The organism is Bradyrhizobium sp. (assembly GCF_035701725.1).
GTDB lineage: Bacteria > Pseudomonadota > Alphaproteobacteria > Rhizobiales > Xanthobacteraceae > Bradyrhizobium.
Genome location: NZ_DASSRP010000059.1, coordinates 1 through 9,716, shown reverse-complemented (window position 1 = coordinate 9,716; position 9,716 = coordinate 1). Strand labels below are relative to the sequence as shown.

Sequence of the window (9,716 nt, the reverse complement as noted above, 5' to 3'; positions counted from 1 at the left end):
CTGCGCTGCGCCGCCGACGTCCTTGATCGGCTCGAGCAGGGTCATGGCTGGTGTCCCGATTTCGAAGTTCGTGTCAATTTTCGGCCCCACGTTTCGAACTTCGGAATCGAAAGGACGCCAGCAAAGTTAAAGGCGTGTGGCGTTCGTTCAGACGTCCGTATGAGGCCCCGCGGCAATGCTGATGCGGACTTCTGAACAGCCACACGTCAGTTCCTGATGTCCATGGCCGAGCGCATGCCATCGCTGAGCAGGTTAAAGCAGATCGAAACCGCAAAGATCATGACGCCCGGCAAGGCCGCGACCCACGGATTGACATAGATCGCGGTGCGCAAGGTGTTGAGCATCAGCCCCCATTCCGGCTCCGGCGGCTTGGTGCCGAGACCGAGGAACGACAGACCGGCGGCCAGTATCATCGACACCGAAATGAGACCGGTGGCGTAGACGAAAATCGGCCCCAGCACGTTGCCGAGCATATGCACGCGCATGATGGTGAAGGGGTCCGCGCCCGAGGCCCGCGCCGCCTCGACAAAATCCATGTTGCGCACACCGGTGGTGACGCTTTCGGCGATGCGGGTGATCTGCGGGACGAAGACGACCGTCAGCGATACGATCGAGTTGACGATGCCGGCGCCCAAGGCTCCCGAAATCGCGATCGCAAGCAGCACCGAGGGAAAGGCGTAGAATACGTCGACGGTGCGCATGATCGCGGTGTTGACCCAGCCGCCGACATAGCCGGCAACGAGGCCGAGCGAGGTGCCTATGGCGAAAGCGAGGATCACCGGAAGGATGCCGACGATCAGCGACAGCCGGCCGCCATAGATCAATCGGCAGAGCATATCGCGGCCGAGTTCGTCGGTGCCGAGCGGAAATCCTGCCGTGCCGATGTGGCGAAGTCTCCGGATCATCGAGCCCTGATAGGGATCGGCAAGGCCGAGCCACGGCGCGCAGATGGCGGACGCAAAGATCGCAATCAGGATGACAGCGCAGGCCATGCTGACCTTGTCGCGGACGATACGCCGCCCGACGGTTGCCCAATAGCCGCGCGCTTTTGCCATAGGCGGGGCCTGAAGCGCGGCGTCCATCGTTGCGCTCATCGCTAGCTCCGCTTGATTCGTGGGTCGATCGCGGCCTGCGCGATATCGACCAGCAAATTGAGGATGACGAAGAACATCGCGAGCACCAGGATGGTGCCTTGAAGCAGCGGCAGATCGCGCTGGAAGATCGCGGAATTGAGCAACAGCCCCGAACCTGGCCAGGAGAACACGGTTTCGATCAGGATCGAACCGCCGAGCATATATCCGAGTTGCAGGCCCATGACCGCCATGGCCGTCGGCGCAGCGTTCTTGATGACATGGCGAAACACGTCCGTCTCATGCAGGCCCTTCGCCCGCAGCGCCTCGACAAAATCCTGGCTCAGGATGTCACCCGTCAGCGCCCGCACGGTGCGGGTGACGATGCCCATCGGGATGACTGAAGTCGTCACCGCCGGCAGGATCAGATAGCGGATGTGCTCCCAATCCCAGGCCCATGCGCCGGAGCCGCCCGGCCCGGCGCCAACCGCGGGCAACCAGCTCAGCTGCACTGAAAAAATAATCACCAGCACCATGCCAAGCCAGTAATGCGGCACCGAAACCCCGGCAATCGCGATCGAGGTCGCGACCTTGTCGATCCAGCTATCGCGAAAATAGCCGGCGACCAGGCCGAAGAACAGGCCAAGCGTGAAGCCGATCAGCGCCGCCGCGACCGCCAGCGTCACGGTGTTGCCGACCGCGCGCATGACTTCGCTCAAGACCGGCCGGCCGGTTGCGATCGAATTGCCGAGATCGCCGTTGATCGCCCGCCATAGCCATAGTCCAAACTGGACCGGCAGTGGCCGATCAAATCCGTAAGCCGCACGCATTTGATCGGCGAGTTCCTGCGAGGCGTCGGCCGGCAACACCGCCACAAGCGGATCGCCGGGCGTGATGTGCACCAGCATGAAGCACACCAGCGCCACGCTGACGAGGATCGGGATCACATAGACGATGCGTCGGGCGACATAGTTAAGCACGGGTCACTCGCTTGATCTGCGCGCGCAGGAGTTCGACGATCACGGCACCAAAGTGATCGGCGACAGATCGACGAACCAGCTTTTGGGCTGCACAAATCCCTTGATCTTCGGGCTCAAGGCGCGCGGCGCCACGTCATGGGCGACATAAAGGAATGCCGCATCGTCGACGGAAGCCGCATGCAATTCGGCGAGCGCCTTGTCGCGCTCGGCAGGGTCAAAACTCTGCCGGGCCTTCATCACCAGCTCGTCGAATTTCGGATTGTTGATGAAACCCCAGTTGTTGGACACCGGCGGCGCCATTCCCGACTGCAGAAATCGCACCATCGCAAAGAACGGGTCCATCGCCGCATAGGTGACGTTGGTGGCGTTGGCGCCATTTGCGGACGGGTCCTTGGCGCCGCGGCGCCAATTGGTGAACAGCGTATTCCACTCGATGACATCGAGCTGAACGTCGAAGTAGCACTCGGCAAGCGCCTGTTGCAGATACTCGTTCATCGGCAGCGGCAGCATCTGGCCCGAGCCGGAGGCCGAGGTCTGGACCTTGACCGTCAACTTCTTGGTTGGGCCGAAACCGGCTTCCTGCATCAGCTTTTGCGCCGCCGGCTTGTCGTACTTGATCTGAAAGCTTGGATTGCCGCGCCAGGGATGGCCGGGCTCGAAGGTGCCGGTCGCCGGCACCATCAGGCCCGCGAGGAGACCGTCCTTGAGGCCTTCGCGATCGACGCAGAGATTGGCCGCCTTGCGCACACGGATATCGTTCCAGGGCGAGCCTTCGATGCGCGAGAACTGCCATGGCCAGACGTGCGGCTCCTCGTTCGAATAGAGGACAAAGCCGCGCTGCTTGATTTCAGGCAACGCATCCGGCGCCGGTGCCTCTATCCATTCGACCTGTCCGGAGAGCAAGGCCGCGGTGCGGGCATTCGCCTCGGGCATTGGCAACAGCACGATCTTGTCGAGCTTGGGAACGCGCGCCTTGTCCCAATAGTTCTCGTTCTTCACGAGTTCCAGCCGCTCGCGCGGCGTGAAGCTCTTCATCTTCCATGGGCCGGTGCCGGAAGCGTCTTTTGCAAAGGCGTCCCACGCCGCCTGCGATTTGGCCTTCGCGTCCGCGCCTGGCGCGGCATCGAACAATTTCTGCCATTTCGCCGGGCTCGCCATGAACAGATTGGTGAGATTGATGGGAAGAAAACTGTCCGGCTCCTTGGTGGTCAACTCCACCGTCATATCGTCGACCTTGCGCGCGGACGCCAGCGTCGGCATCCGCGAGGCGGTCACGCCGACCTGGCTCGGATCGAACTGGATCGCGTCCTGCTTGAGCACCTTTTCGACATTCCACACCACCGCGTCGGCATTGAACGGCGAGCCGTCGTGAAATGTGACCCCGGAACGAAGCTTGAATGTCCACTTCTTTTTGTCGGCCTGGTCGACCGCCCATTCGGTCGCCAGCCCCGGAATCACCACGCTCGCTTTGTCGGCCGACGACAGGTCCCACATCGTCAAACCGTCATACATCGTGAGACCGGTAAAACGGTTGCCTTCAAAACCCTGATCGGGCTGGCCGAGCGTGCGCGGAATGTCGGCGGCCGTCATGCCGATGCGAACCACCGACTCTGCACGCGCGAGTTGCGGCAGCGAAACACTCAACATAGCCGCCAGGACCAGCACTGCAGCCCGGCGCTTGCCGATCGTCTCACTCAAATTGGTCATCGATCCCCTCGGATTTTTTGATGATTATTTTCTGGGCAACTTTATGCAATGGCTGTGCCACCGACGGCAATAGCTCGCTGTAACGTGATCGCTCCCAGCCGCTCCGGAACGCATTGTCGCAGGCGCATTTTCTGGCATCAACCTTGCACGCCCGAGCGCCATCATTGTTCAATGGAGCCTTTTGTTGATGCGCGTCCGCAATCCGATCCTCGCACTGTCCCTGACGTTCGTCGCGTGCATCGGGATCACCACAAAATCCGTGAAAGCCGAGACGATCGTTCGCTACGGGATTTCGATGGCCGACATCCCGCTGACGACGGGACAGCCGGACCGTGGCGCGGGTGCCTATCAATTCACGGCCTACACGATCTACGATCCGTTGGTCGCCTGGGAAATGGACGTGGCGGACCGCCCCGGCAAGCTCGTGCCGGGCCTCGCCACGTCATGGACGGTCGATGACAAGGACAAGACCAAGTGGCGGTTCACCCTTCGTAAAGGTGTCAAGTTTCACGACGGCAGCGAATTCAACGCCGACGCGGTGATCTGGAATCTCGACAAGGTTCTCAACGACAAGGCGCCGCAGTTCGACAAGCGCCAGAGCGCGCAGGTGAAGACCCGCCTGCCGTCGGTCGCGAGCTACGCCAAGATCGATAACGACACCGTCGAGATTACCACCAAGACGGTCGACTCCTTCTTTCCATACCAGATGCTCTGGTTCCTGGTCTCAAGCCCTGCGCAATACGAAAAACTCGGAAGGGACTGGGACAAGTTTGCAAGCCAGCCGTCGGGCACCGGTCCGTTCAAGCTGACCAAACTGGTGCCGCGCGAACTCGCGGAGCTGACGAAAAACCCGGACTATTGGGACAAGAAGCGCCTGCCCAAAACCGACAAACTCGTGCTGATCCCGATGCCGGAAGCGTTGACGCGCACCAATGCACTGCTCGCCGGGCAGGTCGATCTGATCGAGACGCCGGCGCCGGACGCGGTGCCGCAGCTCAAAGCCGCCGGCATGCGGATCGTCGACAACATCACCCCGCATGTGTGGAATTATCATCTGAGCGTACTGCCCGGTTCGCCCTGGACCGACATCCGCCTGCGCAAGGCGCTCAATCTTGCGATCGATCGCGAGGGCGTGGTCGGGCTGATGAACGGACTGGCTAAGCCCGCCAAGGGACAGGTCGATCCGTCGAGCCCCTGGTTCGGCAAGCCCACATTCGACATCAAATACGATCTTGCGTCAGCCAAGAAGCTGGTCGAGGAAGCCGGCTATTCCAGGGAAAAGCCGCTGAAGACGACCTTCATCATCGCGCAAGGCGGCACTGGACAGATGCTGTCGTTGCCGATGAACGAATTCCTGCAGCAAAGCTTCAAGGAGATCGGCATCGACATCGACTTCAAGGTGGTCGAACTCGAAACGCTCTACACGCATTGGCGCAAGGGCGCGGCCGACGAGATCAACGCCGGCATCACCGCCAATAACATCGCCTATGTCACGTCAGACCCGCTCTATGCGATCGTGCGTTTCTTCGCTTCCGATCAGATCGCGCCGGTCGGGGTGAACTGGGGCGGCTACAAGAATCCCAAGGTTGACGCGCTGATCAATGAAGCCAAGCAGACTTTCGACATCACCAAACAGGACGAGTTGATCGCGCAGGCCCACGCGCTGATCGTGGATGATGCCGCGCTGGTGTGGGTGGTCCATGACACCAACCCGCATGCGCTCTCGCCTCGGATCAAGAAATTCGTGCAGGCTCAGCACTGGTTCCAGGACCTGACCACGATCGGCGTGGAGTGAAGCCCGCACGCGATGCGAATTTCTCCTTGACCTGAAGCATGCTCTAGGTCGTAGAAGCCGTAGCTGTTCACATTCCAAAAGGAGCAGCTATGACCCCTGTTGAAAACAAGACCCTCATCCAGTCGATCATGGACGCGCGATCGCGCCGCGATCACGCGCCCTTCCTGGCCGCGATGGCTGACGACTTCGTCTGGCGTATCACGGGCTCGACGGCATGGTCGCGTAGCTATGTCGGAAAGGCGGAGGTGCGCGAGCAACTATTGAAGCCGCTTTATGCGCAGCTCGCCGCCCCCTCCAGCATCACGGCGACGCGTATCCTCGCTGACGGCGACTATGTCGTCATGGAGTGTCAGGGCGACGCTACCACAAAGTCGGGTGAGCGTTACGCCAACACCTATTGCTTCGTCATTCGCATGGCCGACGGCCAGATGCGGGAAATGACCGAATACATGGATACTGCGCTCGTCAATCGCGTGTTAAGGCCGCCGACGGGTGCCTGACTTCAAACGGCGATGCGGCGAAACGGTCGGACGTTCGCCGGTGTCGATCCATTCGTCATAGAACTCGACTTTCGCATTGATCAGCGCCAGAGCGTCGGTCCAGCGCCGGATGTTTTCTCTCACGCGGAGCTGATGGGCACTCAGCAAGGCATGGCGATCCGCCAACGCAGCCGAGCCCTGTTGCGCAAGGCGTGTGTATTCCCGCATTTCACGGATCGACATGCCGGTTGAGCGCAACCTCTCCATCAAGTCGAGCCAGCCGACGTGATAGTCGCTGTAGAGACGGCGGCCAGCTGCGTCGCGACATACGCCAGGGATCAATCCCTGACGTTCGTACCAGCGGATGGTATGCACGCTGCGGCCCGTGCGGTTCGCCACATCGCCAATATGCAGATCCTGCGGCATCATTGTGCTCCGCTCACTGAGATGGTCAGTTTAGCCGGCGTTGCAATGGGCGCGCTACTTCGTCAACAGCGCGAACGCGCCGTTCCAGTCCTCCGGCGGCGGGTTTTGCTGATAGTCGCGAATCCGAGCTTCATAGAGCTTGTAGAGATAGCCGAGCGCGCCCGCATCGTCGTTGCGGCGGCCGCGCTCGATCGAAGCCAGCGCGCCTTCCCAGTCACGGCTGCGATAGCAGGCGAGCATTTCAATGGTGAGATTGCGCAAGGCCTGGAATTTCGCCGAATTCGCGACATCCAGGCGGCCGGCGATGGCATAAATGACTTCCGGCTCCTTCTTGCCTTTGACCATGATGAAGTCGAGCTCGAGGATCGCGAACTTGTCCTTGGCCGCGAGCGCCGTTTTCGAACCAGCGATGATCGGAAAGCCGTATTCTTTGGATTGTCCTTCCAGCCGCGAAGCCAAATTGACGCTGTCGCCGAGCACCGAATAGTCGAAGCGCAGGTTCGAACCCATATTGCCGACGACGCAGACGCCGGTGTTGAGGCCGACGCCTACATTGATCGGGATATAGACATGACCGCCGTTCTGCGCCTCGATCTCGCGCTCCCTGTTGAGCGCATCGATCTTCTCCAACATGTCGAGCGCGGCGTTGCAGGCGTTGATCTGATGCTCGTTGTCGTCGAGCGGCGCGTTCCAGAACGCCATGATCGCATCGCCCATATATTTGTCGATGGTGCCCTTGCGCGCCAGGATGGCGTCGGTGAGCGGGGTCAGGAAGCGGTTCATCAGGGCGGTCAACCCCTGCGGATCGTGTTTGTAGGATTCGGAGATCGAGGTGAAACCACGGACGTCGGAGAACATGATCGTCATCTCGCGCTCTTCGCCGCCGAGTTTGAGTTTTTCTGGCGAATGCGCGAGCTGTTCGACCAGCGCCGGCGAGATGTATTGGCCAAAGGCGGAGCGGATCTGGCGGCGCTGCCGCTGCTCTCGGACAAAGCTTGCGAAAATCAACGTCAGATAGATCGCGGTGGTCGACAGCAGCGGGTAGGTAAAGTCGATCAGCAGCCGATGGTACTGATAGAAATACCAGGATGCCCCGAACAGCACCGTGGCGAACAGGGCGCCGACACCGACTAGCGTGACGGGTCCAAAACTGGGCGCGAAGATGATGACCAGAAGTCCGAGAACCATCGCGCCGAGGAATTCGACCGCGATCGCATAATTCGGCTGGGCCAGCACCGCATGCGTCAGCGCGGCCTCCAGCACCTGGGCGTGGATCTCGACACCCGGCATCGCTGCGGAAACCGGCGTGGTCTTGAGGTCGTTCAGCGCCACCGCGGAGGTGCCGATCAGCACCAGCTTGCCTCTGATCTTGTCGACCGGCGCGGTGTTGTCGAGCACGCTCGCCGCCGAGACGTAAATCGACGGATCCTGACGCGCGAAATGCACCCAGAGCTGACCGTTCTTGTCGGTTGGAACATCGAGGCCGCGGACGGCGAGACTCTTGACGCCAGCCTCGTCATACTTGGCCAGGATGGTCGATGTGCCTGAAATGACCCGAAGCAATTCCATGCTCAAGGACGGCATCATCTGACCTTGCGCCCGCAACATCATCGGCACCCGGCGGACAATGCCGTCGCGTTCGGGAACGATGGTGAGAAGGCCTCGGCCGGCGGCGACCTTTTCCAGCACGGAAACGTTGCGCAACAGACCGGGAAACTCGTAGAAGCGCGGCTCGATGCCGCCTTTGTCGCCAAGCGTCGCAAATCCCGTGAACGGAAGATCTTTGTCCAGTTCTGAGACCACGGCCGCGAGGCCGGTCTCGCCGAGCACGACGCGCGCCCGCCTGAGGGAATCTGAGAGGATCTGGTCGTTGCTGGGCAATTCCCGCAAGCGGGTCCGCGTCAGCTCATCCAGATAGCGCATGGTCCTGGCCGCGACATCCGGATTGAGCCGGTCGGGTTCGGAGAACACGACGTCGAAGGCAATCGCGACGGCGCCGAGATTGGCGAGGTTGATCACCATGTCCGCGATGGCCGTGCGGGGCCACGGCCACTGCCCGAGCTTCTTCAGGCTCGGCTCGTCGATGTCGATAATGGTGACCGGTCGCGTGGTCTTCACCCGCGGATCGAAGCGCTGGTAGAAGTCGAATGTCCTGACCCGCAATTCCTCGATCGGCGCAAAATCCGCGATGCGCAGCGCCGCAATGCCGATCAGAAGCGCCAGACATATCAGCCGCGAAAAACCGAATTTTCGCCCGAACCAGCGCCGGATGCTTTTGAGACGTGTCATGCCGTTTCGATATCACGGCATGCGGAATTGATCACGAATCTTGTTTCGGCGCACCGATCTGACGCCCCGACCGCGGCGGCGCGCTTCACGCAAAACCGTCCTAGACGATATGGAAATCGCCGGCGTGCAGCTGAGCTTTCTGAACGCCATTCAATGTGATGGTGTCATGGGCGTCGATTGCGATGATCGAATTTCCATGACCGTCATCGTGCGTCGCATTCAGGATTGCCTGGGCATCGGCGAAGATGGAGCTGGCGAATTTGATCGAATCTGCGGCCGGATCAAAGTTTGTGATCGTGGACTGGCCGACGCCGGCGAAGTTGAACACGAAGTTTTCGGCTGGTGCGGAGCCGATCAGGGTCTGGTTCGGAGCGGTGGCAACGACCGTATTGGTCGGCGCCGGGCCGCTCGTACTAACCGGCGGATCGACGATCAGCGTGCCTCCGGTGCCATCGTCCTCGATGGTGAAGTTCGCGAGCTGATAGTTGCCGGTGAAATTGATGCTGTCGAGGACCTGCCCGTTCGCGTCGTGCAGGGTCAGCGTTCCGCCGGTGCCGGCGGAATTTTCCGTGTACGTCGTCTTGTCCGTCGCGACGTTGGCGAAATTGACGTCCGCAACGTCGATCAGATCCGAATTCACGATCGTGCCGTCGCCGGCGAAGCCGGTAATCGAACCCGTGAAATCCTTGGAGTCGGCGAGCAACAGCTCGCCCGTCGTTCCAGTACTGTTGGTGAAACTCACCGTCGCCGAGCTTGCAGCCGAGACGCCGAGCACCTGATCGCTGTCAATCGTCACGGTGCCCGTCGCCGCCGGGTCGTCGAGCAGCGTGCCGCCGTGTCCGTCCGACGAAATTTCAAAATCGCCCGAGGAGCTTCCGGAAACCTTGAGCGTAACCGAGTCATGGTTATGGCTGTTGGTGATCGTCACCTGATGATTGTGACTATCGTAGCTGACCGACATCGACCCTTG

General features: G+C 60.8%; 7 protein-coding genes and 1 pseudogene. 2 read left to right on the top strand and 6 right to left on the bottom strand.

What is annotated here, in order from left to right; translation table 11 throughout:
- Window positions 1-206: 206 nt before the first annotated feature.
- From VFL62_RS02990 to VFL62_RS02980, 3 genes are read right to left on the bottom strand one after another with little or no spacing between them, the layout of a single operon-like run.
- A complete protein-coding gene (locus VFL62_RS02990; protein WP_325170894.1) occupies window positions 207-1,094 on the bottom strand; it encodes an ABC transporter permease in 888 nt (295 codons plus the stop codon).
- A gap of 2 nt (window positions 1,095-1,096) precedes the next feature.
- Window positions 1,097-2,050, bottom strand: coding sequence for an ABC transporter permease (locus VFL62_RS02985; protein ID WP_325170893.1), 954 nt, complete (start codon window positions 2,048-2,050; stop codon window positions 1,097-1,099).
- Between the two features lie 39 nt (window positions 2,051-2,089).
- Complete coding sequence (locus tag VFL62_RS02980; protein ID WP_325170895.1) at window positions 2,090-3,697, bottom strand: ABC transporter substrate-binding protein; 1,608 nt, start codon at window positions 3,695-3,697, stop codon at window positions 2,090-2,092.
- A 247-nt stretch (window positions 3,698-3,944) separates the two neighbouring features.
- On the opposite strand from VFL62_RS02980, the gene VFL62_RS02975 reads away from it, so the two are divergent.
- Window positions 3,945-5,552, top strand: a complete 1,608-nt coding sequence (locus VFL62_RS02975) for an ABC transporter substrate-binding protein (protein WP_325170892.1) — start codon at window positions 3,945-3,947, stop codon at window positions 5,550-5,552.
- An 89-nt stretch (window positions 5,553-5,641) separates the two neighbouring features.
- A complete protein-coding gene (locus tag VFL62_RS02970) occupies window positions 5,642-6,052 on the top strand; it encodes a nuclear transport factor 2 family protein (RefSeq protein WP_325170891.1) in 411 nt (136 codons plus the stop codon).
- On the opposite strand, the gene VFL62_RS02965 is transcribed toward VFL62_RS02970, so the two are convergent.
- The 3 genes and pseudogenes from VFL62_RS02965 to VFL62_RS02955 all read right to left on the bottom strand — a co-directional run.
- Complete coding sequence (locus tag VFL62_RS02965) at window positions 6,029-6,457, bottom strand: MerR family transcriptional regulator (protein ID WP_325170890.1); 429 nt, start codon at window positions 6,455-6,457, stop codon at window positions 6,029-6,031. The two genes, VFL62_RS02970 and VFL62_RS02965, sit on opposite strands and share 24 nt — an antisense overlap.
- A gap of 54 nt (window positions 6,458-6,511) precedes the next feature.
- Entirely contained in the window at window positions 6,512-8,746 is a 2,235-nt protein-coding gene (locus tag VFL62_RS02960) for an adenylate/guanylate cyclase domain-containing protein (protein ID WP_325170889.1), read from the bottom strand.
- 100 nt (window positions 8,747-8,846) lie between these two features.
- Window positions 8,847-9,716: pseudogene (locus tag VFL62_RS02955) on the bottom strand (hypothetical protein); the annotation flags it as partial.